The 25,087-nt window shown below is 64.7% G+C and carries 23 protein-coding genes; 13 read left to right on the top strand and 10 right to left on the bottom strand.

All coding sequences use genetic code 11. From position 1 onward, the window contains the following. Nucleotides 1–144: 144 nt before the first annotated feature. From KBY70_RS05635 to KBY70_RS05600, 8 genes are read left to right on the top strand one after another with little or no spacing between them, the layout of a single operon-like run. On the top strand, nucleotides 145–642 hold the full coding sequence (locus KBY70_RS05635; RefSeq protein ID WP_254987730.1) for a DUF2231 domain-containing protein: 498 nt from the start codon (nucleotides 145–147) through the stop codon (nucleotides 640–642). Then, nucleotides 642–1,271, top strand: a complete 630-nt coding sequence (locus KBY70_RS05630; protein ID WP_254987729.1) for a DUF2231 domain-containing protein — start codon at nucleotides 642–644, stop codon at nucleotides 1,269–1,271. Before KBY70_RS05635 ends, KBY70_RS05630 begins: the two co-directional genes overlap by 1 nt. After that, nucleotides 1,268–2,233 carry a cytochrome c oxidase subunit II gene (locus KBY70_RS05625; protein WP_254987728.1) on the top strand — a complete coding sequence of 322 codons (966 nt, stop codon included), beginning with the start codon at nucleotides 1,268–1,270 and terminating at the stop codon, nucleotides 2,231–2,233. Before KBY70_RS05630 ends, KBY70_RS05625 begins: the two co-directional genes overlap by 4 nt. 5 nt (nucleotides 2,234–2,238) lie before the next feature. Next, on the top strand, nucleotides 2,239–3,915 hold the full coding sequence (locus tag KBY70_RS05620) for a cbb3-type cytochrome c oxidase subunit I (protein ID WP_254987727.1): 1,677 nt from the start codon (nucleotides 2,239–2,241) through the stop codon (nucleotides 3,913–3,915). Then, nucleotides 3,912–4,505 carry a heme-copper oxidase subunit III gene (locus tag KBY70_RS05615; RefSeq protein WP_254987726.1) on the top strand — a complete coding sequence of 198 codons (594 nt, stop codon included), beginning with the start codon at nucleotides 3,912–3,914 and terminating at the stop codon, nucleotides 4,503–4,505. The genes KBY70_RS05620 and KBY70_RS05615 overlap by 4 nt, the downstream gene beginning before the upstream one ends. 27 nt (nucleotides 4,506–4,532) lie before the next feature. Then, nucleotides 4,533–6,050: a GMC oxidoreductase gene (locus tag KBY70_RS05610; protein WP_254987725.1), complete on the top strand. Its 1,518-nt coding sequence runs from the start codon at nucleotides 4,533–4,535 to the stop codon at nucleotides 6,048–6,050. Next, complete coding sequence (locus KBY70_RS05605; protein WP_254987723.1) at nucleotides 6,047–8,737, top strand: MGH1-like glycoside hydrolase domain-containing protein; 2,691 nt, start codon at nucleotides 6,047–6,049, stop codon at nucleotides 8,735–8,737. Before KBY70_RS05610 ends, KBY70_RS05605 begins: the two co-directional genes overlap by 4 nt. 60 nt (nucleotides 8,738–8,797) lie before the next feature. Beyond that, nucleotides 8,798–10,438 (top strand): GMC family oxidoreductase, encoded by a 1,641-nt coding sequence (locus tag KBY70_RS05600; protein ID WP_254987722.1) that lies wholly within the window; start codon nucleotides 8,798–8,800, stop codon nucleotides 10,436–10,438. Nucleotides 10,439–10,440: 2 nt separating this feature from the next. Here KBY70_RS05600 and KBY70_RS05595 read toward each other — a convergent pair whose 3' ends face one another. Further along, a complete protein-coding gene (locus tag KBY70_RS05595; protein ID WP_254987721.1) occupies nucleotides 10,441–10,938 on the bottom strand; it encodes a DoxX family protein in 498 nt (165 codons plus the stop codon). A gap of 96 nt (nucleotides 10,939–11,034) precedes the next feature. Here KBY70_RS05595 and KBY70_RS05590 point away from each other — a divergent pair, with 96 nt between their 5' ends. Then, entirely contained in the window at nucleotides 11,035–13,089 is a 2,055-nt protein-coding gene (locus KBY70_RS05590; protein ID WP_094561017.1) for a glycogen debranching protein, read from the top strand. Here the strand turns inward: KBY70_RS05590 and KBY70_RS05585 are convergent. Together KBY70_RS05585 and KBY70_RS05580 are read right to left on the bottom strand one after the other, a co-directional pair. After that, a complete protein-coding gene (locus KBY70_RS05585; RefSeq protein WP_254987720.1) occupies nucleotides 13,086–14,063 on the bottom strand; it encodes a VOC family protein in 978 nt (325 codons plus the stop codon). The two genes, KBY70_RS05590 and KBY70_RS05585, sit on opposite strands and share 4 nt — an antisense overlap. A 26-nt stretch (nucleotides 14,064–14,089) precedes the next feature. Beyond that, nucleotides 14,090–14,992 carry a DMT family transporter gene (locus tag KBY70_RS05580; protein WP_254987719.1) on the bottom strand — a complete coding sequence of 301 codons (903 nt, stop codon included), beginning with the start codon at nucleotides 14,990–14,992 and terminating at the stop codon, nucleotides 14,090–14,092. A 142-nt stretch (nucleotides 14,993–15,134) separates the two neighbouring features. Here KBY70_RS05580 and KBY70_RS05575 point away from each other — a divergent pair, with 142 nt between their 5' ends. From KBY70_RS05575 to KBY70_RS05565, 3 genes are read left to right on the top strand one after another with little or no spacing between them, the layout of a single operon-like run. Then, a complete protein-coding gene (locus KBY70_RS05575; protein WP_094561031.1) occupies nucleotides 15,135–15,950 on the top strand; it encodes an SDR family NAD(P)-dependent oxidoreductase in 816 nt (271 codons plus the stop codon). Between the two features lie 26 nt (nucleotides 15,951–15,976). Continuing rightward, nucleotides 15,977–16,687 (top strand): hypothetical protein, encoded by a 711-nt coding sequence (locus KBY70_RS05570; protein ID WP_254987717.1) that lies wholly within the window; start codon nucleotides 15,977–15,979, stop codon nucleotides 16,685–16,687. Continuing rightward, the gene (locus KBY70_RS05565; RefSeq protein WP_254987716.1) at nucleotides 16,687–17,484 is read left to right on the top strand and encodes a potassium channel family protein; all 798 of its coding nucleotides are present in this window, start codon (nucleotides 16,687–16,689) and stop codon (nucleotides 17,482–17,484) included. The genes KBY70_RS05570 and KBY70_RS05565 overlap by 1 nt, the downstream gene beginning before the upstream one ends. On the opposite strand, the gene KBY70_RS05560 is transcribed toward KBY70_RS05565, so the two are convergent. Then, nucleotides 17,417–18,787, bottom strand: a complete 1,371-nt coding sequence (locus tag KBY70_RS05560) for an NAD(P)/FAD-dependent oxidoreductase (protein ID WP_254987715.1) — start codon at nucleotides 18,785–18,787, stop codon at nucleotides 17,417–17,419. The two genes, KBY70_RS05565 and KBY70_RS05560, sit on opposite strands and share 68 nt — an antisense overlap. Nucleotides 18,788–18,867: 80 nt before the next feature. Here KBY70_RS05560 and KBY70_RS05555 point away from each other — a divergent pair, with 80 nt between their 5' ends. Beyond that, nucleotides 18,868–19,122: a Nif11-like leader peptide family natural product precursor gene (locus KBY70_RS05555; RefSeq protein ID WP_254987714.1), complete on the top strand. Its 255-nt coding sequence runs from the start codon at nucleotides 18,868–18,870 to the stop codon at nucleotides 19,120–19,122. A gap of 24 nt (nucleotides 19,123–19,146) precedes the next feature. Here the strand turns inward: KBY70_RS05555 and KBY70_RS05550 are convergent, their stop codons facing one another. Genes KBY70_RS05550 through hemL form a run of 6 tightly spaced genes read right to left on the bottom strand, consistent with a single transcriptional unit; the run spans nucleotide 19,147 to nucleotide 25,070 of the window. Then, nucleotides 19,147–19,866, bottom strand: a complete 720-nt coding sequence (locus KBY70_RS05550; RefSeq protein ID WP_254987713.1) for an ABC transporter ATP-binding protein — start codon at nucleotides 19,864–19,866, stop codon at nucleotides 19,147–19,149. Beyond that, complete coding sequence (locus tag KBY70_RS05545; RefSeq protein WP_094561041.1) at nucleotides 19,863–20,642, bottom strand: ABC transporter ATP-binding protein; 780 nt, start codon at nucleotides 20,640–20,642, stop codon at nucleotides 19,863–19,865. The genes KBY70_RS05550 and KBY70_RS05545 overlap by 4 nt, the downstream gene beginning before the upstream one ends. After that, nucleotides 20,639–21,553, bottom strand: a complete 915-nt coding sequence (locus tag KBY70_RS05540) for a branched-chain amino acid ABC transporter permease (RefSeq protein WP_254987712.1) — start codon at nucleotides 21,551–21,553, stop codon at nucleotides 20,639–20,641. The genes KBY70_RS05545 and KBY70_RS05540 overlap by 4 nt, the downstream gene beginning before the upstream one ends. Before the next feature lie 13 nt (nucleotides 21,554–21,566). After that, nucleotides 21,567–22,508, bottom strand: a complete 942-nt coding sequence (locus KBY70_RS05535; RefSeq protein ID WP_094561045.1) for a branched-chain amino acid ABC transporter permease — start codon at nucleotides 22,506–22,508, stop codon at nucleotides 21,567–21,569. After that, nucleotides 22,505–23,752: an ABC transporter substrate-binding protein gene (locus KBY70_RS05530; RefSeq protein ID WP_254987711.1), complete on the bottom strand. Its 1,248-nt coding sequence runs from the start codon at nucleotides 23,750–23,752 to the stop codon at nucleotides 22,505–22,507. The genes KBY70_RS05535 and KBY70_RS05530 overlap by 4 nt, the downstream gene beginning before the upstream one ends. A gap of 1 nt (nucleotide 23,753) precedes the next feature. After that, nucleotides 23,754–25,070 carry a glutamate-1-semialdehyde 2,1-aminomutase gene (gene hemL, locus KBY70_RS05525; RefSeq protein ID WP_254987710.1) on the bottom strand — a complete coding sequence of 439 codons (1,317 nt, stop codon included), beginning with the start codon at nucleotides 25,068–25,070 and terminating at the stop codon, nucleotides 23,754–23,756. Nucleotides 25,071–25,087 lie beyond the last annotated feature (17 nt).

The raw sequence follows: 25,087 nt of genomic DNA, 5'->3' as shown, positions 1-25,087 counted from the left end.
AATCGCCCGCTTGGCAGGAATCGCGGGCCTGTTTGGACATCACTGTCAGCAAAACCGCACGGCCGTGTAGCAAACCATCACAGCTTGCTGGCCCCTCCGCGAGGGCTCTCCAGTGTGGAGATCGATCGTGTTTGGTCAGGGCCCATGCTTGAGCTGCTGCCGCCGCTCAACGATCACAACCTCCCCTGGATGGACACCATCCATCCGATCGTGGTGCACTTCGTGATCGCCATGGGGCTGATCACATTTGTGTTTGATCTGATCGGTGTCTTGACCCGCCGGCCAGCGCTGTTTGAGGTCAGCTTCTGGAACCTGTTGTTCGCCACCGCAGCGATCTTTGTGGCGATCATCTTTGGTCAGGTGGAGGCGGGGCTGGCCAATCCCTACGGAGCCTCGCGCGACCTGCTCAACCTGCACAGCACCATCGGCTGGTCGCTGGCGGGGGTGTTGTCGCTGATGTCGGGGTGGCGCTACGTGATCCGCAACAAGGACCCCCAGCAGCTGCCGCTGGCCTTCCTCGGTGCTGGAGGCCTGCTGACGGCCCTGATCGTGGTGCAGGTCACCCTCGGCAATCAGCTGATCTGGGTGTATGGGCTTCACACTGTGCCGGTGGTGCAGGCGACGCGGGCGGGGTTGGTGTGATGGAAAGCGCACTGGAATTCATTCCGGCCGGCTCACCCATTGAGCAGTTGGCCGCTGACCTCGGCTCCAATGGCTTGCCCTATGCCCTGCCGATTCACCCCAACCTGGTGCATCTCACGATCGGCTTGTTCGTGATCGCCATTGCCTTTGATATCGCTGGCGCTCTCTATCCAGTGGAGAAGCGGGTGTTCCGCTTTCTGGCCCTGCCGGTGACCCGCGGCGGCTTCCACGATGTGGGTTGGTACAACCTGCTGGCCTGCGCCATCGCCACTTTTTTCACCGTGGCGGCCGGCTTCTTCGAAATGCTGCTGGCGGTGCCGCTGCCCGGTGTCACCAGCACCATCGGGCTGCAGAGCATGGAGACGATGCTGTGGCATGGCGTGGGCGGTGTGGTGATCCTGCTGGTGATCGTCGCGATGACGGTGTGGCGCGGCTACCAGCGCTTCGTCTGGCGCCGCGACATGGGACGCCAGGTGCAGTGGCTCTACCTGCTGGTTGGCCTCGGACTGTTTCTGGTGATCGGGCTGCACGGCACCCTCGGGGCGGAGTTGGCGGGTGAGTTTGGTGTGCATGTCACCGCCGACCAGCTACTCGCTGCCGGTGCCGATCTCAAGGAGGCCCTGCCATGAGCAACGCTCCCGGGCGCCCCCAGCCTCCCGTGGGCTCCCGGCCGGCCATCAGCCGCCTGGGCCTGGTGGCCTTGATCGGCTGGATCGCCCTACTGGTGGCCTTGAGTTGGTGGATGGCGCAGCAGGCCTACCGCTGGCTGCCGGTGCAGGCATCCACCGCAGCCCCGCTCGTGGATGGGCTGTTCAGCTTTGAAACCGGGATTGGCACCTTCGTCTTCGGAGCGGTGGTGTCCGTGATGGTGTGGGTGATCGTGATGCACCGCGCTGAGAAGTACGACGAGAGCGATGCCGAGCCCATCGAGGGCAACACCCGCCTCGAAGTGATCTGGACGGCCATCCCTTTCGTGTTGGTGATGGCCATTGCCGTCTACACGATGCGCGTGAACACCAGCCTGGGGGTGCTGGGCCCGATGGAACACATCCATCTGGCCAATCCGATCGAAGACCAGGGCGGCTACCCGGGGGATCGGCTGCCGGCTGAGCAGGTTGAGGTGATTGCCCGGCAGTGGTCGTGGGAGTTTCGCTATCCCGAGGCCAACGTCTCCTCCACCGAGCTCCACCTACCGGTGGATCAGCCCGTCACGTTCCGACTGGTGTCCGACGATGTGCTTCATGGCTTCTACATCCCGGCTTTCCGCCTCAAGCAGGATGTGATCCCCGGCCGGGCCATTGATTTCAATCTCACCCCCAGCCGGGAAGGTCGTTATCGCCTGCGGGATTCCCAGTTCAGCGGCACCTGGTTTGCGGCCAACCAGGCCGATGTGGTGGTGGAAAGCCCGGAGGCCTATCAGGCCTGGCTCCAGAACGCAGCAGGCCAGCCCCTGCAGTCCGGCCTCAGCGATGCCACGACGGAATTCGTAGCCCGGCAGCAGCTCAAAAAAACCGGCTGGGCCACGGTGAAGCCGGCTCCACCGCCCCAGGTGAACGTTCCCGGATCCAACACCTTGCCGCACGACGCCTGAGCCCGATGACCTCCGCCACCTTCCCGCCCAGTCCCCCTGAAGAGGCCTCTTGGAGCCGTTATTTCGGCTTCAACACCGATGCCAAGGTGATTGGCATCCAATACATTGTTGTTGCCTTTTTCTTCTTCTTGATCGGTGGCCTGCTGGCCATGATCATCCGCGGTGAGTTGATCACGCCTGCCGCCGATCTGGTTGATCGCACCGTATACAACGGCATCTACACGATGCACGGAACGATCATGTTGTTCCTGTTCATCTTTCCGGTGCTGAATGGGCTCAACAATCTGTTGATCCCCACCATGATCGGTGCCCCCGATATGGCCTTCCCTCGCCTCAATGCGGTGGCGTTCTGGCTGGTTCCCGTCTTCGGAACTCTGTTGATCGCCAGCTTTTTCGTGCCGGGGGGGCCTGCCTATTCCGGTTGGTGGTCCTACCCACCGGTGAGCACCCAGAACCCTCTGGGGCATTTCGTCAATGGCCAGGGGCTCTGGCTCACTGCCGTGGCGCTTTCGGGGGTGTCGTCGATCATGGGTGCGGTGAACTTCGTCACCACGATTCTGCGGATGCGGGCCCCTGGTATGGGCTTCTTTCGCATGCCGGTGTTTTGCTGGACAGCCCTGGCAGCCCAAAGTTTGCAGTTGATCGGTCTGCCGGCGCTCACCGGTGGGGCGATCATGCTCTTGATGGACCTCAACTTTGGCACCAGTTTCTATCAGCCGGAGGGGGGCGGCGATCCCGTGCTCTATCAGCACTTCTTCTGGTTCTATTCCCACCCGGCCGTCTACGTGATCATCCTGCCGGTGTTCGGCATCTTCTCCGAGCTGTTCCCCGTCTATTCCCGCAAACCCCTCTTCGGCTACGTCTACGTCTGCCTGGCCTCGTTCATCATCGTCGGCCTGGGGCTGATCGTGTGGGTGCACCACATGTTCCCCAGCGGCGTTGCCCAGTGGATGCGCAATCTGTTCATGTTCACCACCATGTTGATTGCGGTGCCTACTGGCGTGAAGGTGTTCGCCTGGCTGGGCACCATCTGGCGCGGTAAATTGCGGCTCACGACGCCGATGCTGTTCTGCCTCGGCGGCCTGTTCAACTTTGTGTTTGCGGGCATCACGGGCATCATGCTGGCCACCGTGCCCATCGACATTCACGTGTCGAACACCTATTTCGTCGTGGGCCACTTCCACTACGTGATCTACGGGGCTGCGGTGATGGGCATCTTTGCCGCCATCTATCACTGGTTTCCCAAGTTCATTGGCCGTATGCCCTATGAGGGCCTCGGCAAACTTCATTTTTTGCTCACCTTTGTTGGGGCCAACCTCAACTTCCTGCCGATGCATCCCCTGGGGCTAATGGGCATGCCCCGTCGGGTGTCGAGTTACGACCCGGAATTTGCCTTCTGGAATGTGCTGGCCAGCCTGGGGGCTTTCCTGCTGGGGGTGTCGATCATTCCCTTCCTACTCAACATGGTGAGCGCCTGGGTGCGGGGACCGAAGGCCACCCACAACCCCTGGAATGCCATTGGCCTGGAGTGGTTGCTGCCCTCTCCTCCGCCGGAGGACAACTTTGGTGAGCACGTGCCCACCGTGATTAGTCGTCCCTATGGCTATGGCACTGGTGAGCCCCTGGTTGACCATCAGGCCGAAATCGAACGGGAGCTCACCCTTCAGGAGGCCAGCACATGACCGCCACCGTTGATTCAAATAGACCCGATTCCAACACCGCCCATCCCAAGCACAACCTCACGGGCTTCATCATCTTTCTGTGCTCTGAAAGCGTCGTTTTTCTGACGTTCTTCAGTGGGTTCGCCATTCTGAAAACCAGTGCTCTCAATTGGTTGCCTGCGGGCGTGGCGGGTCTGGAGTGGCGTATGCCGCTGATCAACACCGTGGTGCTGGTGTCCAGTTCCGGCACCATCTGGCTGGCAGAGCGCTGCATGGCCAAGGGCAACCTGCTGGGGTTCCGGGCGTTCTGGCTGGTCACCATGGCCCTGGGGGCCTATTTCCTTTACGGCCAAGCCGTTGAGTGGAGTGGTCTGCAGTTTGGCTTTACTTCAGGCACGTTCGGGGGCACCTTCTATTTGCTCACAGGCTTTCACGGCCTGCATGTGGCCACTGGCGTGTTCCTGATGGGCCTGATGCTGGTGAAGTCGTTCATTCCCCGGAATTATGCGGGGGGAGAGCAAGGGGTGCAGGCCACATCCCTGTTTTGGCACTTCGTGGATGTGATCTGGATCATCCTCTTCGTGTTGATTTACGTCTGGCAGCGCACTTGAGCTGCACGTCCTGTTGAACACCTACGCATGATCATCGACGACCGCCATTACGACGTCATCATCATCGGCAGCGGTGCAGCCGGCGCCACCATGGCGAGGTCCTTGGCCAATGCTGGTCACGCGGTGCTGTTGCTGGAGCGTGGCCAGCAGATGTCCTTGGCCGACCAAAACGTGGCCGATGTCGACCTCTTCCGCAAGGACCGCTATCACCCCAAGGAGCAGTGGTTTGGTACCGACGGGGACCCGTTCTCTCCCCAGACCATCTACGCGCTCGGTGGCAACACCAAGATCTGGGGGGGCGTGCTGGAGCGGTTGCGTGAGCAGGAATTGGCCGGCCTCGCGCTGCAGGAGGGCCAGGCGCCAGCCTGGGGGCTCAGCTATAGCGACCTCGAGCCCTGGTACGACCAGGCGGAAAGCCTGTATCGCGTGCATGGACAGCGGGGTGTTGATCCCACAGAGCCCCGCTCCAGCGGCAATTACGCCCTCGCCCCCAAACCCGTTGAGCCCTTCTTCGAAGAGCTGCGTTTGGCGTTTGACCGCCAGGGCGTGAATCCCTATCCCCTGCCTCAGAGCTGGTCGGAATCGCTGGCTGATCCCTCCGGTGATGCGGAGCTGTTCGGGGTGGATCCCGCCCGCGCTTCTGCCGCGGTGGTGGTACGAACCGGCGCCCAGGTGCAGCGGTTGCATGTCAATCCCACCGGCACGGAGGTGCGGGGTGTGGAGGCCCTGGTGAATGGCCAGAGCTGGTTGTTCATGGGCCATCAGGTGGTTCTGGCGGCCGGGGCCATCAACAGCGCCGCGATCCTGTTGCGCTCGGCCACCGATCGCCATCCCCGGGGCCTGGCCAACGGCTCCGACCAGGTGGGCCGCAACTTGATGAAGCTGCAGCTCACCTCCATCCTGCAGCTCGCCACCGAGCCCAATAGCGGTCGCTATGGGCGCAGTTACGGCATCAACGACTATCTCTGGGGCGACAAGAACGTTTCCTTCCCGCTGGGTTCGATTCAGAACGGCGGCGGCGTTCTGCAGGATGCCCTGTTTGCTGAGTCGCCGCCCGTGCTCTCGCTGGTGACCAAGCTGCTGCCCAACTTCGGCCTCGAGCAGCTCGCTTCCCGCTCGATCAGCTGGTGGGCGATGAGCCCGGTGCTGCCCGATCCCCACAACCGCGTCAGCCTGCGTGGGGATCGCATTCAGATCACCTATCAGGCCAACAACCGCGAGGCCCATGACCGCCTCGTCTACCGCTGGATCGACACCCTCAAGGCGGTGGAGGCCGATCCTGATTGCCATGTGGTGAAAGAAGCCCCCACCCATCCCCGCGGCGAGGCGCCCCTATCGGCCATGGGCTACAGCTGCGGCAGCTGCCGCATGGGCGACAACCCGGCCACCTCGGTGGTGGATCTGCAGGGCCGCAGCCACGAGGTGTCCAACCTCACCATCGCCGATGCCAGTGTCTTCCCGGCCTGTCCGGCCATGGGCTTCGGTCTCACCGTGATCGCCAATGCCCTGCGCATCGCCGATGGCCTCAAGGCATCCCTGCGATGACGTCAACCCCCCCGGTGACCACCATTCCCGAGGCCGCCCGCATCCTGGAGCGCGACCAGGGCCTCCAGCCCTGGACCCTTTGGGGCAGTTACCTGCCCGATCGCCAGTGGGGCACCGTGCGGGAGGACTACTCCGCCGATGGCGATGCCTGGCGCTCCTTCCCCCACGATCAGGCCCGCTCGCGGGTCTATCGCTGGGGAGAAGACGGACTGCTGGGCATCTGCGATGAGCAGTGTCGGCTGTGTTTCTCCCTGGCCCTCTGGAATGGGGTCGATCCGATCCTCAAGGAGCGACCCTTTGGCCTGAGCAACCCCGAGGGCAACCATGGCGAAGATATCAAGGATTACTACTACCACCTCGCCAACACTCCCACCCATAGCTTCATGCGGGGGCTGTACAAGTATCCCCAGGCTGAATTCCCTTACCAGCAGCTGGTGGATGAAAACGGCCGCCGCAGCCGCAGCGAGCCGGAATACGAGCTGGTGGATACGGGCATCTTTGATGCCAGCCGCTACTTCGACGTCGTCATTGAATACGCCAAGGCCTCAGCCACCGACCTGCTGATCCGCATTCGCGTCACCAACCGCGGGCCTGATCCTGCCCCCCTCACCCTGTTGCCCACCCTGTGGTTGCGCAACACCTGGGGCTGGGGCTACCCCGACGAGCAGCGCCAGCCGATGGGCCTGGACGGTGACGCACTGGTTACCGGTGACGTTCCAAATTTGGGGGCCTACGAGCTGCTCTGCCGGGATGGGGGCACCTGGTTGTTCACCGACAACGAGACCAACCACCAGCGCCTCTACGGCCAGCCCAATACCACCCCTTTTCAAAAGGATGGGTTTCACCGTTATGTGATCGGCGGTGAGGTAGAGGCGATCAATCCAGTCCAGTGCGGCACCAAGGCGGCCCGCTTGTTGCAGCGCACCCTCGCTCCGGCAGAGGAGTGGGTTGTCGAACTGCGCCTGCGGAAACGGTTGGATGGGCGCGTGCCCAATGCCGATGCTGAACCACCTTTCGGGCCCGCTTTTGATGCGCTGTTCCAGGTGCGGGAGGCGGAGTGTGTGCAGTTCTTTGAGCACACCTTGCCGGGGCTAGACCCCGAGGATCGCTTGATTCACAGCTCCGCCCTGGCGGGGTTGCTGTGGTGCAAGAAGTACTACGGCTGGAGCGTGCTGCGCTGGCTCGAGGGGGATCCCACCCAGCCCACGCCACCGGCCAACCGCTGGCACACCGATACGGCTCTGTGGAGTCGACTTCACGCCCACCATGTGATCTCGATGCCGGATGCCTGGGAGTACCCCTACTTCTGCCAGTGGGATCTGATGTTCCACGCCGTCGCCTTCGCCATCTTCGATCCAGAGATGGCGAAGCAGCAGGCGATGTTGCTGCGCAGCCCCCACTACACAGCCCCCAGCGCCCAAACCCCCGCCTATGAGTGGGCTCTCTCCGATCCCAATCCGCCGATCGGCGCCTGGGCGGCGATGCGGATCTACCAGATCGATCGCAAGCAGAGCGGCCAGGCCGATCAGCCCTTCCTGCGGGCCGCCCTGCGCAAGCTGTTGCTCGAATACGGCTGGTGGGCCAACCGCAACGATCGCTCCGGCGACAACGTGTTTGAGGGGGGCTTTCTGGGTCTCGACAACATCGCCGTGTTTGATCGGCGTTTTCCCCTGGCCGATGGCAGCCGCATTGAGCAGTGTGATGGCACGGCCTGGATGGCGTCCCTCAGTCTCAATTTGCTCAACATCTCGGTGGAGCTGAGCCGTGAGGAGCCTGAGTATGCCGACACCTGCGAGCGCTTCGTTTACGACTTCACGCAACTGGCCATCACCCTCAACGCGCGTTCAGAAAGAGGCTTCCTGAACTGGGATGAGGACGATGGCTTCTACTACGACGTGATCAAGAGGCCGGACGGCAGCACCGACTACCTGCGGACCCGTTCCCTTTCGGGTCTGGTTCCCCTGCTGGCGGTGGCGAGTTTCGACCGTGAAACCGTCGGTCGCCTACCGGTGCTCGATGTGCTCAAAAGCATGGCCTGGTTTGTGCATGAGCACACCACGCCCACCTGGTTGGAACACAACCTCGGCCAGTGGCATAACGACCGCATCCTCTACACCCTGGTGCCGGAGGATCGCCTGCGACGCATCTGTGAGCGTCTGTTTGACGAAGAGGAGTTCCTCTCCCCCTACGGGATCCGCTCCCTGTCCAAGGTGTACGGCGACCATCCCTATTCGTTCACGGAGGGCTCCGATAGCCAGATCCTGGCCTACAGCCCGGGGGACAGTCCTGTGGCGATGTTTGGGGGCAATTCCAATTGGCGTGGGCCGGTGTGGATGCCGATCAACTTCCTGCTGATTGAGTCGTTGCAGAAATACGCCCATTACTACGGGGACAACTTCAAGGTGGAGTTCCCTACGCGCTCCGGCAACTGGCTCAATCTTTGGGAGGTGTCGCTTGAGCTCGAGAAGCGCTTGGTGGGACTCTTCAGGCGGGATGGATCCGGGCGGCGGGCCTTCAATGGTGATGTGGAGTTGTTCCAGACGGATCCCCACTGGATGGATCTGATCCAGTTCAACGAATACTTTCACGGAGACAATGGCCGTGGTGTGGGTGCTTCCCACCAGACCGGATGGAGCGCCACCGTCGCCAAGATGGTTAACCAGTTGAGTCGTTATTCATCTGGTTAACGCTTGATCTGTTCAGCCTTCAAAGCCTCCTGATTCTTCTCCGATTCTTCCAGCTCAGCCATGACCCACGCCTCCCATCACAGCGAGCTTCCCGGTCCTTCCCTGTCTGTTTCGCCCTTGCCGAATGCCGGCCAGTTGGAGGTGGCTGATGGGGCCCACTTCGATGTGGTGATCATTGGCAGTGGCGCCGGTGGTGGCACCCTGGCGCGCCATCTGGCTCCCAGCGGGCTGAAGATCCTCGTGCTGGAGAGGGGCGATTGGCTGCCCCAGGAGCCCCAGAACTGGGATGCTGATGAGGTGTTCCAGAAGGGGCGCTACGTCTCCAAGGATGTGTGGCACGACAAGCACGGCAAGCCGTTTCAGCCCGGCAGCCATTACTTCGTGGGTGGAGCCACGAAGATGTACGGCGCGGCCCACTTTCGGCTGCGGCAGCAGGATTTTGAGCAGCTCAATCATTTCGATGGCATTTCGCCAGCCTGGCCCCTGCGTTACAGCGACTTCGAGCCCTATTACCAGCGGGCCGAGGAGATGTACCACGTGCATGGCCAGCGGGGAGAAGATCCCACCGAGCCCCCCTGCAGTGGTCCCTACCCCCATCCGCCGGTGGCCCATGAGCCCCGCATCCAGCAGTTGGTGGATGATCTGCGATTGGCCGGATTGCATCCGTTCCATGCCCCCAGTGGGGTGATGCTGGATGAGGCCAACATGCCCTTCAGCCGCTGCCGCAAGTGCAATTGCTGCGATGGCTTCCCCTGTTTGGTGCACGCCAAATCCGATGCGGAGGTGCTGGGGATGCGGCCGGCCCTGGCAGCGCCGAATGTGTCGCTGCTGACCCGGGCCCATGTGCGCCGTCTGCAGACCGACCCCTCCGGCCGCAGCGTGCAGGCGGTCGAGCTGGAGCGCGATGGCCAACCGATGACCGTGCGTGGGGATGTGGTGGTGGTGAGCTGTGGGGCTGCCAACAGCGCCCGGCTGCTGTTGATGTCAGCCAACGACAAGCATCCCCGCGGGCTGGCCAACAGCTCCGACCAGGTGGGGCGCCATTACATGTTCCACAACAGCAAGGCCATGGTGGCCCTGGCCCATGAGCCGAACACCACCGTGTTTCAGAAAACCATCTCGATCAATGATTGGTATCTCGGTGATGCCGACTTTGACTACCCGATGGGCAACATCCAGATGACGGGGAAGACCAACGGCACGATCATGAAGGGCTATGCGCCGCTGGAAACCTTCCTGATGCCGGGTTGGTCGATGGACAAAATCGCCGAACATGCTCTCGATTTCTGGATCTCCTCCGAAGACCTCCCCGATCCCAACAACCGCGTGACCGTGGATGGCGAGGGTCAGATTCATCTGGCCTACACGCCCAACAACCAGACGGCGGCCCAGCGACTCTACGGCCGGCTTACGGGGATGCTCGACCGGCTCTATCTCAAAAATCACCTGGTGGAGCGGCAGTTTTATATCAAGAACGACATGTCGATCGCGGCGGTGGGCCATCAGGCTGGCACCTGCCGCTTCGGCAGTGATCCGGCCACCTCAGTGCTCGATCTCAACTGCAAGGCCCACGACCTCGACAACCTCTACGTGGTTGATACCAGCTTCATGCCGACCATCGGCGCGGTGAACCCTTCGCTCACTGCCATCGCCAATGCCCTGCGGGTGGGCGATCATCTGCGCGAGCGGCTCAGCCGCTGAGATCAGGCCAGCATCGTTTTGAGCAGATCAGCGATCAGCAGGTTGTCGAGGGAGAACAGGCCGCCACCGCAGCTGGCCAGCACCGCAGACATCACCACATACATGGCGGCCTTCTCCCAGCTGGGGGGGTCACCCACCCCCATCGGGCCGGCGTAATCGCCTGGGGGGATCTGGTAAGGGTCGGGGCCGATGAATGGAAAGCCCGCCTTGAGCTCCACAACCACCGCATAGGCCATCGACACCAGGATGGCCAGGGCCGCCAGGGGGGTGAGCAAGCCCGGAATCAGGGCGATGCCCGCGCCCCACATCGAAGCAGCGGAGAGAAAGCACAGCCACTCGGGGGTCTGCATCGCCGTGGCCCAGGTTTTGAGGTTGCGCAGTTTGGGCCAACCGTGGCGAATGAAGCAGATCCCCAGGAACAGCCGCAGGATCAGCAGAGATGCCTGGGCCAGGGTGGATGGTGCCGCCGGCACCAACAGCTCCACCACGGTGATCTCCATTGATTCTGGGCTGCAAGGTGGGCTCAACGTACCCAGTTCAGTCAACCCTGGCCATGATCGTCACAGGCTCCAGATCCGGTCGTGCCGGCAGCACCCATGGTGATTTCCGCGCCCCCTGCCCGATGCACGCCTGCCCCTGGATCCAGCGCTCCGCTCGGGGCCACGCCGGGTGATGGCGGCGTCAACTTCAGCCTCTATGCCAAGGACGCGACCCTGGTGGAGCTGTGTTTGTTTGATCGCCCGGACGATGATGAGCCGGCTGTGGTGGTGCAGCTTGAAGGAGAGCAGCACCGCACCTCCCACTACTGGCATGCCTGGCTGCCGGGGCTGCAACCGGGCCAGGTGTACGGCTACCGCGTGCATGGCCCCCAGGATCCATCGCGGGGTTTGCGCTTTGATCCCTCCCTGCTGCTGATCGATCCCTACGGATTAGCTCTGGCGATGCCGAGCGACTCCGCCGGTGCCATGAAAAGTGTGGTGGTCGATCCCGATGGCTACGACTGGGAGGGGGACCAGCCCCTGCGCCGTCCGGCCCGGGAAACGGTGATCTACGAGTTGCATGTGCGGGGCTTCACGGCTGATCCCAGCTCGGGAGTGGCCGCGCCGAAGGCCGGTACCTATGCCGGTCTGATCGACAAGATTCCCTATCTGCAGGAGCTGGGCATCACGGCGGTGGAGCTGTTGCCGGTGTTCCAGTTCGATGTCCACGACGCGCCAGCGGGGCTGCCCAACTACTGGGGTTACCAGCCGATCTCCTTCTTTGTGCCCCATCACGGCTACAGCACCCGCTGCGATCCCCTGGGCCCCCTCGACGAGTTTCGGGATCTGGTGAAGGCGTTGCACCGCGCCGGCATCGAGGTGATTCTCGATGTGGTGTTCAACCACACGGCTGAGGGTAATGAAACCGGCCGCACCTTCAGCTATCGGGGGATTGCCAATGCCGATTACTACCTGCTGGATCAAGATCCCAGCCGTTATGCCGACTACACCGGCTGCGGCAACACCCTCAACGCCAACAATCCGGTGGTGCGGAGGCTGATCCGCCACAGCCTGCGCTATTGGGTGGAACACATGCATGTGGATGGATTCCGTTTCGATCTGGCTTCGGTGCTCGCCCGCGACGAAACCGGTCAGCCCTCACCGTTGCCGCCGATTCTCTGGGATATCGACACCGATCCGGTGTTAGCCGGCATCAAGTTGATCGCCGAGGCCTGGGATGCGGCCGGGCTCTATCAGGTGGGTCGCTTCGTTGGCGACAACTGGCAGGAGTGGAATGGACGCTTCCGGGATGATGTGCGCCGGTTCCTCAAGGGCGATGGGGGAATGGTGCCCCAGGTCAGCCAGCGGTTGATCGGCAGTCCCGACATCTACGGCTATGAGCATCGCCGGGCGGAGACCAGCGTCAACTTCATCACCTGCCACGACGGCTTCACCCTGGCGGATCTGGTGAGTTTCAACGCCAAACACAACGAAGCCAACGGCGAGGCCAATCGTGATGGTAGTAGCGATAACGCCAGCTGGAACTGTGGCGTTGAAGGGCTGACGCAGGATCCGGATGTGCTGGCCCTGCGCCAGCGGCAGATGCGCAACTTCTTCACCCTGTTGTTGCTGGCGGATGGCACCCCGATGCTGGGCATGGGGGATGAGGTGTGCCGCAGCCAGCAGGGCAACAACAACGCCTACTGCCAGGACGCCCCGATCAGTTGGTTCGACTGGAGCCTGGTGGAGCGCCATGGAGATCTGCGGCGCTTCGTGCAGCAGTTGATCGCCTTCCGGAGCCGTCGTGATGTTGTGCTCGAGGGGCAGGAGCTGTTGCTCGAGGATCTGCTCCTGCGCAACCAGGTGACCTGGCATGGGGTGGTGCCGGGTCAGCCCGACTGGAGCGATGCTTCCCGTTCCTTTGCGGTCACCATCACCAGCAGTTGCCATCGCTACCGCCGGCATCTGATGGCCAATGCCTGGTGGGAACCGCTGGACTTTGGGCTGCCCCCCGCCGATGCTGGTTCCCAGCCTTGGCGCCACTGGATCGACACGGCCCAGCCGAGCCCTGGCGATGTTGTGGGCTGGGGCGACGGCCCGCCCGTGGTTGGGGATCACTGCGAGGTAGCCCCCCGCTCGATTCGGGTGCTGGTGGTGGAGTTACCGGCCTAACCCTGGATCACTTGCAGCTGGTGGCCATCGGGGTCGGCCAGCTGCAGGGCGCGCTCGCTGCCTACCAAGGCGGCCTGGTCGCCCAGCGCAATCACGCCGCCATGGAGCACCTGGCCTCCGAAGGCCTCCGCGGCTGTGGCGATGCGATCCAGATCGGCAACCCGCAGGCGGATCTGCCAGTGGGCCAGGTCCTGGGCCCCCTGATCCGCGGGCCTGGGTCTGCCGCTGTTGGGGGGCTGGTAATTGAGGCATTCCACGCCGGCGCCCGTGGGGCAGCGGTGGCCTGTGATGCGCACCCGGGTGTCCTGAAGGCCATCGAGCCCATCCTGGGTGGGGCCGCTGTTCACTCCATCGCCGCCCAGCTTCAGGCCCAGCAGCGTGTCGTAGAAGCGGCAGCTGCGCGGGGTGTCGGCCACAGAGAGAGCGCTGTGGTCGATCCCCAGGAAGGGGGCGCTGGCTGGCGGGGGGGCATGCCAGCGGGCCTCGCCCTTATCGGGGGGAAACTGCAGCAGCTCCAGGTTGTGCCCCTCCGGATCGCGAAACTTGAAGGCCTGGATGCCGGCGGCGGCGGTGTTCCACGCCGGCAGGGTCTGGGGGGCGGTGGACACCTCCACCAGGGAGCCGTTGGCAATCGCCTGGCGCGCCTTGGCGCTGGCGGCGTCCAGATCGCTCACCACGATGCAGATGTGTTGAAACCAGAGGTCGCAGCTGCGGGAATCGGCCGGAATCGGGCGCCCAGGCCGCAGGCCGTCGCCCAGGCTCAGCACCTCGGTGAGCTCGAGGGTGGCGTCGCCCAGGTGCAGTTGCACCAGCTTCAACCGCGAGCCGGGCAGGCCCACCAGCTGGGCATAGGGGCCTGCTTCCACCAGCAGGCTTTCGCTACGCCTGAAGCCCAGGTTGGTTTCGAAGAAATCGGCAGCCCTTTCAGCGTTGGCTGTGGTGAAGCCAATGTGGAGCAGGTGCGGAAGGGCCATCAGCAGGACGGGCGGCGGGCGAGAGTTCAGGGGGTCGCGGGGGCTTGCCTGACGATGCTGAGCACGCCGCCAAGGCAGATGAATAATGTGCCTAAAACAACACTGAGAGTGGGAATCTGCTGGAACCAGATCCATCCGATCAGCCCGGCAAAGATGACGGAGGAATACTGAAAGGCTCCGATGGAACTTGGATCGGCAAAGCGATAAGCCTTGATCAAGAGGACCTGAAAGCTCAGGAGGCAGGCGGCGGAAGCCAGAACCAGCAGTCCCTGGCCAAGGCTGATGGCGTGAAAGTGCCCCACCATGGCGATGCTGGAGATCACTGTTCCGATCGTTAGGAAGTACCACAACTGCGTGAGTGGCGATTCGCTGCGATTGAGTTCCTTGACCGTGAGGAACTCCACGGCACAAACGAGTCCTGCGGCAAGCCCCAGCAGATCTCCAGGTTGATCGAGAACGCTGGCATTCGGTTTGACGACGATCACCATGCCGGCAAAGCCCACCGCCAGAGCGATCCAGAGGTTTCGGGGGATGTGTTGCTTGAGCACCAGCCAGGCCAGCAGCGGAATGAAGAGCGGTGTGGTGTTGAGCAACACATTGGCGTTCACCAGGTTCACGAGCTTGGCGGCCGTCATGAACAGCAAAAATCCGCCCATGCCTGTGCCACCGCGCAGCAGATGCAGGGGGAGAGCATCGGTGGGCAGATCGCGTCCGCGCCGTGCCATCAGCACGGGCACCAGCAGGATCAAGGCGAACAGGAAGGTGAGCCAGGTGAACATCAGCGCATCCATGCCCGACCCCACCGCCCTAGAGAAGGCGCTCTGCAGGGTGTTGGCCAAAAAGGCTGCCACCAGCAGCATGGAGCCTTTGAGCATCGACCCCTCGCGCATCAAGCCCTCGGGGATCGCAGCTCCTTGAGCGCGCGCCATGTCAGTCGCCCATCGGAGGCGCTCAGGTTAGGGGGCAGTTTTGGTTGCGGCCATCGAGAGGCCCTTGGTGCTGAAGGTGTTGCAGCCTGCGGCGCGAGCGCGCCGAGCTGCTTACCCTGCAACCATTCCACCGATTCCTTCCATGACTGCCAGCTCCAGCACCAATCCCCTGGCTGGCCAGAGCCTCTCCACTTTCCTGCAGGGCAAGGTGGCCATCGTGACCGGTGGCAACAGCGGCATCGGCAAGGCGATCGTGGAAAACCTGGCTGAACTCGGCGCCAAGGTGGTGATCGACTACCGCTCCCATCCAGAGGCGACAGAGGGGCTGGAGCGCGAAATCGGCAGCTATGGGGGCAGCAGCTTTGGCGTTCAGGCTGATGTGTCGAACCTGGATGATTTGCAGCGGCTGGTGCAGGCGGCAGTCGACAAATACGGCCGCCTCGATGTGATGGTGAACAATGCCGGCGTCGAGACCCGCACCTCGATCCTCAACACCACACCCGATGATTTCGACAAGGTACTTAACGTCAATTTGCGCGGTGTCTTCTTTGCCTGTCAGTACGCCGCCAAGCAGATGATTGCCCAAGGCGGCGGCGGCCGGATCATCAACATCTCCTCGGTGCACGAGGACTGGCCCATGCCGGAGAACACTCCTTATTGCTGTGCCAAGGGAGGGGTGCGCATGCTGACGCGTACCGCCGCGCTGGAACTGGCTTCCCATGGCATCACGATGGTGAATGTGGGCCCCGGCGCCGTGGCCACGCCGATCAACGACTCCACCATGAACAATCCGGAGTTGCTGGCCAAGCTCGATGCGGCCATTCCCTTGGGGCGGATGGCCCAGCCCGAGGAGATCGCTCGGGTGGTGGGTTTCCTGGCCAGCGATGCCGCCAGCTACATCACGGCCACCACGATCTTCGCCGACGGCGGCATCATGCAGAGCAGCCCGGGTCTGTGAGCTGCCGCTGAACCGGAGAGGTCAGGATGCGCCTGACACGAGCCGACATCTCGCGACTGCGCAACCGGCATCGGGGCTATCTGATCACCCTGGCGGTGGAGGTGGCCCTGCTGCTGCTGTTGCCACTGGCGCAGGATCATCTCTGGCTGCTGTCAGCGATGTTGATCCTGCTGGCGTTGGTGTTGATGGTGTTTGTGAGCCGTTATTCACCGCTGCGCAAAACCCGTCCGCTGATCTATGGCCTCGGTGGACTGGCGATCGCTCTTGAAGTGGTCTGGCATGTCGCCCTGAATGGGATGCCGCTGCTGGGCCGTGCGCTCACCATCCCCCACGTCATCGTGTGGCTGGTCTTTCTGTTGCTCGCGGTGATCCGCAAGGTCAAGACCCTGATCCGCGAGCCGTTTGTGACGGTGTCGGTGGTGATGGGGGCAGCATCGGGCTATCTGCTGGTGGGGCTGGCGGGGGGGCTGCTGCTCACGGCCCTGTGGGTGCTGCATCCGGCTACGTTCGACCTCACGTCCCTGCCGCCGGTACTGCCGTCGTCGGGGGCGAACGTGGCGGTAGCCCCAGCGCTGATGGCGGCCTCCTTCACCATGCTCACCACCATCGGCACCACGGTGCTCAAGACCAGCCATGTGGCCGGTCAGGTGGTGACCACAGTGATCACCGTGGTGGGCCAGCTCTATGTGGCCATTTTGATTGGCCTGATTCTTGGACGTTTCCGCTGGAGGGCCTGATGCGGCGCCGCCACCGCTTTTATCGCCATGTGTTTGTGGTGTCCCTGCTGGTGATGGCCTCCATGCCGTTGCCCTATCCGTTCCGCCGTCTGGCGCTGTCCGGTACGGCCGTGCTGATCGGGCTGTTGGCCGTTGAATTGGGCCAGCCCGTTCGCCCACACCAAACCCGGCGCCACTGGAGCGACACCCTCTACCGCTGGAGCGGCCTGGCCGGGATTGTCTTTCAGCTCATCTGGATGGCCAGCCCCACCACCTTTGCGTTCGTTGGATTTCCGGTGTTGCTGGTGATCACGCTCTTCATCTTTTGGAGCCTCAAACGGCTGCTGATCTGCCTGGCCCAGGAAACCCGCATCGGCATGCCCGTGCTGTCGGGTGCGGTGGCGGGCTACCTGTTGCTCGGTATTAGTGGTGGGTTGCTGTTTGGCGTGATGGAAACGGTGGCGCCGGGCAGTTTTCTTAACGAGTCGCAAGGAGGGCGGGAGCTGGTGCTCAGTCAGCTGCCTCTGAATGCCGCGGGGCTGCAGGTGTGGAGCCTCGACTTCACCCGGATCCACTACTTCGCGTTCGTCAGCCTCACCACCGTTGGCTACGGCGACATCATTCCAGGCACCCCACCGGCCCAGATGGCGAGTGTGGCGCTCAGCATCTGTGGCCCGCTGTATCTGGCGATCGTGATGGGTCTGTTGATCAGCCGCTACACGCTGCAGAGTGAGACGGAGCAGGAACGGGTCAAGGGGCGGTCGGCAGGTGCTCCAGCCCCACCTCCACGTTCAGGTGCTGATTCGGACGGCCCGTGATCAGCATCGAGGCCCTTTGACGGGTGGCGATCGCCCACAACCATTTGGTGAGCAGGGTCAATCGATTTTCATTGGCGGGCATGAACATCAGGTGGGCCAGGCCCCAGAGAATCCAGCCCGGTAGGCCGCTCACCTTGAGGCCGCGGAGGTCGGCGACGGCATGGAGTGGACCAAGCACCGCCATCGTGCCGAAATCGGTGAACGCAAACGCCTTGTGGGAGCGGCCCTGGATCTGGGCCACGATGTCGGCTGCCACCCAGCCACCCATCTGCACGGCGGGCCCGGCCATGCCGGGTAGAGGTTTGCCGTCAGCTGTGTGGCTGTAGGCGCAGAGGTCGCCGATCACCCGGATTTCCGGATGGCTCGGCACCGAGAAGTCGGGCTCCACCAGCACACGGCCGCCCCTGTCGACGGTGCAACCGCTGGCATCGGCCAGCACCTGGCCCAGATGGGAGGCCCGCACGCCGGCGGTCCAGCAGATGGTGGCGGCCTCCAGGTTGCGGGGGCCGTCGGCGGTGTTCACCACCACCTTGCCGGCCTCGATCGTTTGCACCCGCCCGCCCAGCAGCAGCTCCACCCCGGCCGACTGCAGGTAGCTGCCGGCGGCTGCCGACAGGCTGGGGTCCATGGCCCGCAGCACCCGGTCGCCCGGGTCCACCAGGGTGACCTTGCACAGGCGAGGATCCAGCTGCTTGAAGTCGCGGCCCAGGGCATGGGCCATCAGCTCCATCAGGGAGCCGGAGAGTTCGCAGCCCGAGGGCCCGCCCCCCACGACGACGGCCGATTGCAGAAAGGCCCGCCGGGCCGGATCGGGGGTTTGCTCGGCTTCTTCGAGGGCCAGCAGCACCCGGCGGCGGATCTCATCGGCGTGCTCGAGGATCTTCATCGGCGGCGCCGACTCGCGCCACTCGTCGTGGCCGAAGTAGCTGCTGCCGGAGCCCGCCGCCAGGATCAGGTGGTCGTAGGCCAGTTGGCGGTCGTTGAAGACAATCTGGTTCGCCTGGGTGTCGATTTCCTTGACCTCACCCAGCAGCACCTGCACATTCGGGGCCTGGCCCACCATTTGGCGCAGCGGCGAGGCCACGTCGCCCTCTGACACCAGCCCTGTGGCCACCTGGTAGAGCAGCGGCTGGAACAGGTTGAAGTTGCGCTTGTCAACCAGGGTGACCCGCACCGGTTGATTGATCAGGGCGTGGCAGGCCTTGAGCCCGGCGAAGCCGCCGCCCACGATCACCACATGGGGAAGGGTTTTCAGCCTCTGATCGGGGGGCTCGAGTTCCAGGAAGAAGCGTTCGCGGGCCATCATTCCCAAAACAGTGGCTTCAAGGTATCGATCCCGGGCCGGTTTGGCCTGCTAGAGGTGGGCTGATTGTGGACACCGACATGTCTGTTGCATCGATCCAGGCTTTTGTGGCCCGCGTGGCTGATGACGTCGCCCTGCGCGACAAGCTGCATGCCGCTGCCGGGGTTGATGACATCGTTGCCCTCGCCTCGGAGCATGGCCACGCCATCGACAAAACCGTGCTGCTGCGCGAGCACGCCAAGGCCCTGGGCAGCGCCAAGGACCATGAGCTCGCCGGGATCAACAGCTGGGGCGATGCGCTGATGCATTGCTTTGGTGTCAGCGATAACGAGTGACGACAACCTGCTTGGGCGCGACCTTTACGGCGCGCCCAGGTAGGCCGCTCTGAGGCTCGGGTTGGCCAGCAATTCGCGCGCGGGCCCCTCCAGGGTCAGCTGGCCGGCTTCGAGCACATAGCCTCGGTCGGCGATCTCCAGGGCCGCCTGGGCGTTCTGCTCCACCAGCAGCAGGGTGAGGCCGTCCTGGTGGAGTTGTGCCAGCACCTGCATCACCTCGCCCACCAGCTTGGGTGCGAGCCCCAGGCTGGGTTCATCCAGCATCAGCAGCGCGGGCCGGCCCATCAGCGCCCGGGCAATCGCCAGCATCTGCTGTTCGCCGCCGGAGAGGGCTCCGGCCAGCTGCTGGCGGCGCTCTGCCAGCCGCGGGAACAGGCCGTAGCAGCGCTCCAGGTCGGCGGCGATGCCGGCGCGATCACGGCGGAGGTAGGCGCCCAGGATCAGGTTGTCGGCCACGCTTTGACGGCCGAGCACCCGCCGGCCCTCGGGGCAGTGGCCGATGCCCAGCTTCAGCAGGCGATGGGCGGGCACCCCCGCCAGTGAAGCGCCGCGCCAGAGGATCTGCCCTGCGCTGGCCGGCACCAGGGCCGAGATGGCCCGCAGGGTGGTGCTCTTGCCGGCGCCGTTGGAGCCCAGCAGGGTCACCAGCTCGCCCTGGTGCACGGTCAGATCGATGCCGCTGAGGGCCTGCACGCTGCCGTAGCGCACGCGCAAGCCCCGCAGTTGCAGCAGCGGCGTGCTCATGAGGCACTGCCTCCAGTGCCGAGGTATGCCTCGATCACCTGGGGGTCGCGGCGCACCTCCGCGGGCGTGCCCAGGGCAATCCGCACGCCGAAATCCAGCACGGCCAGGCGGTCGCACAGGCGCATCAGCAGCGGCACGTGGTGCTCAATGATCATCACGGTGAGCTGGTGGCGCTGGCGCAGCGCGCCGATCAGCTCGCAGAGCTGGTCTTTTTCGGCGGGGTTGAGGCCGGCGGCGGGCTCATCGAGCAGCAGCAACTCGGGGCGCGTGGCGAGGGCCCGGGCCATCTCCAGCCGGCGCCGATCGCCATAGGCCAGGGTGCCCGCCTGCCGTTCGGCCAGGGCGCTGAGCCCGAGCTCCTCCAACAGCTGCCAGGCCGTGTCCAGCCGCTGGCGTTCGGCGTGCTGGTGGTTGGCACTGTTGAGCACCCCCCCGATGACGCTGCTGCGCGGGCGGCGCTGCAGGGCCACCAGCAGGTTGTCCAGCACCGAGAGGCCCTCGAACAGGCGCAGGTTCTGGAAGGTGCGGGCCAGGCCCAGGCGGTTGAGTCGATGGGGCGCTTGGCCGGTGATGGCGCCGCCGCGCCAGAGCACCGCGCCACTGCTGGGCGGTGTGACGCCCGAGATCAGATTGAACAGGGTGGTTTTGCCGGCGCCGTTGGGGCCGATCAGTCCAAAGATCTCACCGGGTTGCACGGCGAAGTTCACCCGATCGAGGGCCAGCAGGCCGCCGAAGCGGCGGCTCAGATCCATCACCTCCAGCAGTGGCTGGCTCATGGTTTGACCTCCTCGGCTGGGCTACCACCACGGCGCTCGCCCCAGCGGCCCAGCCGCTCCAGCAGCCCCGGGGTGATCAGCCCTTGGGGGGCCAGCACCGGCCCCAGCAGGATCACCAGGCCGAACAGCACCAGGCGCACATCGCCCACGGGCCGCAGCAGCTCCGGCAGGGCCGTGAGCAGCAGGCCGCCCACCACCGGGCCCAGCCAGGTGCGCGAGCCGCCCAGGATCACAAAGGCCAAGGTGGTGATGCTGGCGTCGAAGGAGCCCTGGCGGGCATTCCAGGTGTTGAGGAAGTGGGCGGCCAGGGCGCCGGTGCTGCCGGCCAGCACAGCGCTGAGCACGAAGGCGGTGAGCTTCACCCGGGTGGTGTCGATGCCCATGCAGCGGGCGGCCAGTTCGTCGTCGCGGATGGCGGCCATGGCACGGCCCAGGGGCATCCCCTCCAGCCGCTGGCAGAGCCAGCCCGCCAGCGCCAGCAGGGCCAGGGCCGGCAGCAGGTAGCCGGCGGCGGTGGCGAAGGGCTGGGGGATGGCGAAGATCCCCACCGCTCCGCCGGTGAAGGGCAGATTCAGGATCGCCACCCTCACGATCTCCACCAGGGCGATGGTGGCAATGGCCAGGTAGATCCCCTGCAGCCGCAGCACCAGTCGCCCCACCAGCAGGGCCAGCAGCCCGGCCAGCAGGCCCCCCAGCACCAGCTCCAGCAGCAACGAGGGCACCGGAAACCCGCCAGAGGCGGTGGCCCCGAGGGCGCTCCAGCGGGTGGAGAGCAGAGCCGCCAGGGTGCCGCCCACCGCATAGAAGGCTGGCGTGGCCAGCGACAGCTGCCCTGCCGCCAGCGGCAGGTACACCGAAAGGCTGAGCAGGGCGCCCAGCAGCATCTGCACCAGCAGGCCGTTGTCGATCACGGGGCGGCCCTCCTCACACCTTCTCCACCGTGCGGCGGCCCAGCAGACCGCTGGGGCGCAGCAGCAGCACCGCAAACAGAATCGCGAAGGCCAGGGCATCGCGCCAACCGGAGGCCGCACTGGGCACCAGCGCTTCTGCTAGGCCCATCAGCAGCCCGCCGGCGATCGCGCCGGGCACGCTGCCCAGCCCGCCCAGCACCAGCACCGCCAGCCCCTTGAGTCCGTAGCTGATGCCGAAGTAGGGGCCCGGCAGGCTCACGCTCACGCCGATCAGGCCGCCGCCCAGCCCCGCCAGAGCACCACTGAGAAAGAACGCCAGCCGCACCATCGCCGCGCTGGGGATGCCGAGCAGCTGGGCGGTTGTGGCGTCTTCCGCCACGGCCCGCAGGGCTCGGCCGCCCTTGCTGCGCTCCAGCCAGAGGCTGAGCACGAGCACGGCGGCGGCGGAGATCAGCAGCAGCAACAGCTGGATGGTGCGGATGCGGGCGCCGCCGATCACCAGCACATCCGGCAGCCCGGCCAGGGCATCGGTGCTCTGGGGGAAGGCGTAGCCCTCGGCCCCCATCAGCAGTTGCAGCAGGTTCACCAGCACCACGCCAGCGCCGAGGCTGGTGATCAGGGCCAGCAGGGGCTCGGCGTTGCGGCGTCGCAGCGGCGCGAAGGCCACCTGCTCCACCAGCAGGCCGATCAGGCCCGAGCCAGCCGCCGCCAGCAGCAGCGCCAACCAGAAGGGCAACCCGCTCGGCAACCCCCAGCCCGGCAGGGCGCCGTTGACGCCGATCTTGCCGCCCATCAATAAAAACGTGAGATAGCCCCCCACGGAAAACAGGGCGCCCTGGGCGAAGTTGATCACCCCGAGCACCGAGAACACCAGCGTGTAGCCCAGGGCCACCAGGGCATACACGCCACCGCTGGCAGCGCCGTTGAGCAAGAGTTGCAGCAGGGCTTCGATCACGGCTTGCTCTCCTGCCCTTGGATTTCCGTGAGTGTGCGCTCGCGCACCAGGGCAAAGCGCCCGTCGCGGCCGCCGGGGGCCATGCGCACTTCGGCCACATAAAAGCGATCCTGCAACACCTCACCCTCGGGGCTGAAGCCGATCGGGCCCAGTGGCGTGTCGTAGGTGCCGTTGAGCAGTTCGGTCATCAGGTTGGCGCGGGCCTGGCCGAGGGTCACGCCCGTGAGCCCGCCTTTGCGCTCCAGCCGCTGGATGGCTTCAAACAGCACCTGGTAGGCGGCAAAGGCCTGGGCGGTGATCTGCGGCGGAGGCCGATCGCCGTGGGCTTGTTGAAAGAGTTGCAGGAAGCGGCGGTTGATCGGCGTGTTGAGCTCGGGGCTGTAGGCCTGGGCGATCAGGATGCCGTCGCACCAGCGCTGACAGATCGGATAGATGTTCGGCGTGTTGAGGCCGTTGCCCACCACGATCTGGCCGCGGTAGCCCAGCTCGCGCAGCTGGCGGATCAGGTTGCCGCCGGCCACCGCCTGCACTGACAGCACCACCAGCTGGGGCTTCAGCGGCAGAGCGGAGGTGATCGGTGTCTGGAAGTCGTTGTCGGCCAGCTGGGTGCGCTGCACTGTCACAGGGGTGAGCCCGCGGGCGGCGAGGGCTTTCTGGAAGATGGCCACCTCGGCGGTGCTGTAGGCGTCGTCCTGGGCGTAGAACACCGCCACGCGCTTGATGCTGGGGTCGCGGCGCAGGGCCTCATCCAGCGAGAGCGGCGCGATCACCGAGCTCTGGGCCGACACGCGGCTAATGAAATGGCCGATCTCGGGGATCCCTTGGGCGGTGTTGGAGGGGGCTACCACCGGCACCCCCTGGCGCTGGGCGATTGGATCGGCCGCGAAGGCCTGCTGGGAGAGGGTGGGACCGATCAGGGCGATCACCCCCTTGCGGATCAGCAGGTTGAAGGCGGCAATGGCGCTGGGCTCATCGGAGGCACCGTCCTCCAGTTGCAGCTGCACCGGTCGCGAAGGGGCTTCAGCCTGCTGGGCCCAGCGCTCGGCCACGGCCAGACCCATGCGCTGGTCCTGGCCGTAGAGGTTGGCGTTGCCGGTGAAGGCAATGGCGGCCCCGAGGGTGAGCGGGCCTGCGGGCAGGGGCTTGGCGGCTGGATCGGTGTTGCGGCCCAGCCAGGCGAGGGCGCCGATGCCGGCGGCCAGTAGGGTTGCCAGCCTCAGGGCTCCGCGCTGGCGGCCCTGCATCTCACGCAACCGCCGCGAAGCACTCCCGGAAGGCTGCAATCGTGGCGTCGATGTCTTCGTCGGAGTGGGCCAGGGAGGTGAAGCCGGCCTCGAAGGCGCTGGGGGCCAGATACACGCCGCGCTCGAGCATGGCGCGGTGCAGCTTGCCGAAGCGGGCTGTGTCGGCGGCCTTGGCGTCTTCGAAGTTGTGCACCGGGCCCTCGCACAGGAAGAAGCCAAACATGGCGCTGATCGACCCGCCGGTGATCGGCAGGCCGGCGCTGCTGGCGGCCTCGAGGATTCCGGCGATCAGACGCTTGGTGATCGCGTCGAGGCGCTCGTAGGTGCCGGGCTGCTTGAGCAGTTCCAGGGTTTTGATGCCGGCGGTCATGGCCAGGGGGTTGCCGCTCAGGGTGCCGGCCTGATACATCGGGCCGGCCGGGGCCACCATGCTCATGATGTCGGCCCGGCCGCCGTAGGCGCCCACCGGCAGGCCGCCACCGATCACCTTGCCCATCGTGGTGAGATCAGGGGTGATCCCAAACTTGGCCTGGGCGCCGCCGTAACTGATGCGGAAACCGGTCATCACCTCGTCGAACACCAGCAGGGCGCCGTTGTCTTTGGTGAGCTCCCGGATGCCCTCCAGGAAGCCTGGCTCGGGGGTGATGAAGCCGGCGTTGCCCACCACGGGCTCGAGGATCACGCCGGCGATCTCACCGGGGTTCTCAGCGAACAGCTGCTTGACCGCTTCGAGGTCGTTGTAGGGGGCCGTGAGGGTGCTGGCGGCGGTGGTGCGCGGCACGCCCGGCGAATCCGGCAGGCCCAGGGTGGCCACCCCGGAGCCAGCCTTCACCAGGAACATGTCGGCGTGGCCGTGGTAGCAGCCCTCGAACTTGATGATCTTTTCGCGGCCGGTGAAAGCGCGCATCAGACGCAGCACCGACATGCAGGCTTCGGTGCCGCTGTTCACGAAGCGCACCATCTCCACCGACGGCACCGCGTCGATCACCATGGCGGCAAGGGTGTTCTCCAGCTCGCAGGGGGCGCCGAAGCTGGTGCCCTTGTCGAGGGCGGCATGCAGGGCGGCGATCACCTCAGGGTGGGCATGGCCGCAGATGGCGGGCCCCCAGCTGCCGATGTAGTCGATGTAGCGGTTGCCGTCCACGTCCCAGGCGTAGGCACCCTTGACCCGGTCAAACACGATCGGCTGACCGCCCACGGAGCGGAAGGCCCGCACCGGTGAGCTCACGCCGCCTGGCATCAGCTTCTGGGCAGCACTGAAGAGTTCCTGGGACCGGGTGGTGAGATGCACAGGAGCCGAAACAGGAGCCGAGGTCAAGGCGGGATCCGCGGAGG

Source organism: Cyanobium sp. ATX 6E8, assembly GCF_024346335.1.
Taxonomy (GTDB): Bacteria; Cyanobacteriota; Cyanobacteriia; order PCC-6307; family Cyanobiaceae; genus Cyanobium_A.
Note: the sequence above shows the minus strand (reverse complement) of the source record. Positions and strands in the feature narration are given on the sequence as shown.

What these genes read in the sequence shown, in the direction of transcription:
- KBY70_RS05530 (WP_254987711.1), bottom strand. Translation starts at nt 23,752, where the DNA reads ATGCAGGGCCGCCAGCGCGGAGCCCTGAGGCTGGCAACCCTACTGGCC.
- KBY70_RS05565 (WP_254987716.1), top strand. Translation starts at nt 16,687, where the DNA reads ATGCGGCGCCGCCACCGCTTTTATCGCCATGTGTTTGTGGTGTCCCTG.
- KBY70_RS05635 (WP_254987730.1), top strand. Translation starts at nt 145, where the DNA reads ATGCTTGAGCTGCTGCCGCCGCTCAACGATCACAACCTCCCCTGGATG.
- KBY70_RS05555 (WP_254987714.1), top strand. Translation starts at nt 18,868, where the DNA reads ATGTCTGTTGCATCGATCCAGGCTTTTGTGGCCCGCGTGGCTGATGAC.
- KBY70_RS05625 (WP_254987728.1), top strand. Translation starts at nt 1,268, where the DNA reads ATGAGCAACGCTCCCGGGCGCCCCCAGCCTCCCGTGGGCTCCCGGCCG.
- KBY70_RS05545 (WP_094561041.1), bottom strand. Translation starts at nt 20,642, where the DNA reads ATGAGCCAGCCACTGCTGGAGGTGATGGATCTGAGCCGCCGCTTCGGC.
- KBY70_RS05575 (WP_094561031.1), top strand. Translation starts at nt 15,135, where the DNA reads ATGACTGCCAGCTCCAGCACCAATCCCCTGGCTGGCCAGAGCCTCTCC.
- KBY70_RS05560 (WP_254987715.1), bottom strand. Translation starts at nt 18,787, where the DNA reads ATGGCCCGCGAACGCTTCTTCCTGGAACTCGAGCCCCCCGATCAGAGG.
- KBY70_RS05590 (WP_094561017.1), top strand. Translation starts at nt 11,035, where the DNA reads ATGGTGATTTCCGCGCCCCCTGCCCGATGCACGCCTGCCCCTGGATCC.
- KBY70_RS05550 (WP_254987713.1), bottom strand. Translation starts at nt 19,866, where the DNA reads ATGAGCACGCCGCTGCTGCAACTGCGGGGCTTGCGCGTGCGCTACGGC.
- KBY70_RS05600 (WP_254987722.1), top strand. Translation starts at nt 8,798, where the DNA reads ATGACCCACGCCTCCCATCACAGCGAGCTTCCCGGTCCTTCCCTGTCT.
- KBY70_RS05630 (WP_254987729.1), top strand. Translation starts at nt 642, where the DNA reads ATGGAAAGCGCACTGGAATTCATTCCGGCCGGCTCACCCATTGAGCAG.
- KBY70_RS05615 (WP_254987726.1), top strand. Translation starts at nt 3,912, where the DNA reads ATGACCGCCACCGTTGATTCAAATAGACCCGATTCCAACACCGCCCAT.
- KBY70_RS05585 (WP_254987720.1), bottom strand. Translation starts at nt 14,063, where the DNA reads ATGGCCCTTCCGCACCTGCTCCACATTGGCTTCACCACAGCCAACGCT.
- KBY70_RS05620 (WP_254987727.1), top strand. Translation starts at nt 2,239, where the DNA reads ATGACCTCCGCCACCTTCCCGCCCAGTCCCCCTGAAGAGGCCTCTTGG.
- KBY70_RS05595 (WP_254987721.1), bottom strand. Translation starts at nt 10,938, where the DNA reads ATGGAGATCACCGTGGTGGAGCTGTTGGTGCCGGCGGCACCATCCACC.
- KBY70_RS05610 (WP_254987725.1), top strand. Translation starts at nt 4,533, where the DNA reads ATGATCATCGACGACCGCCATTACGACGTCATCATCATCGGCAGCGGT.
- KBY70_RS05570 (WP_254987717.1), top strand. Translation starts at nt 15,977, where the DNA reads ATGCGCCTGACACGAGCCGACATCTCGCGACTGCGCAACCGGCATCGG.
- KBY70_RS05605 (WP_254987723.1), top strand. Translation starts at nt 6,047, where the DNA reads ATGACGTCAACCCCCCCGGTGACCACCATTCCCGAGGCCGCCCGCATC.
- KBY70_RS05580 (WP_254987719.1), bottom strand. Translation starts at nt 14,992, where the DNA reads ATGGCGCGCGCTCAAGGAGCTGCGATCCCCGAGGGCTTGATGCGCGAG.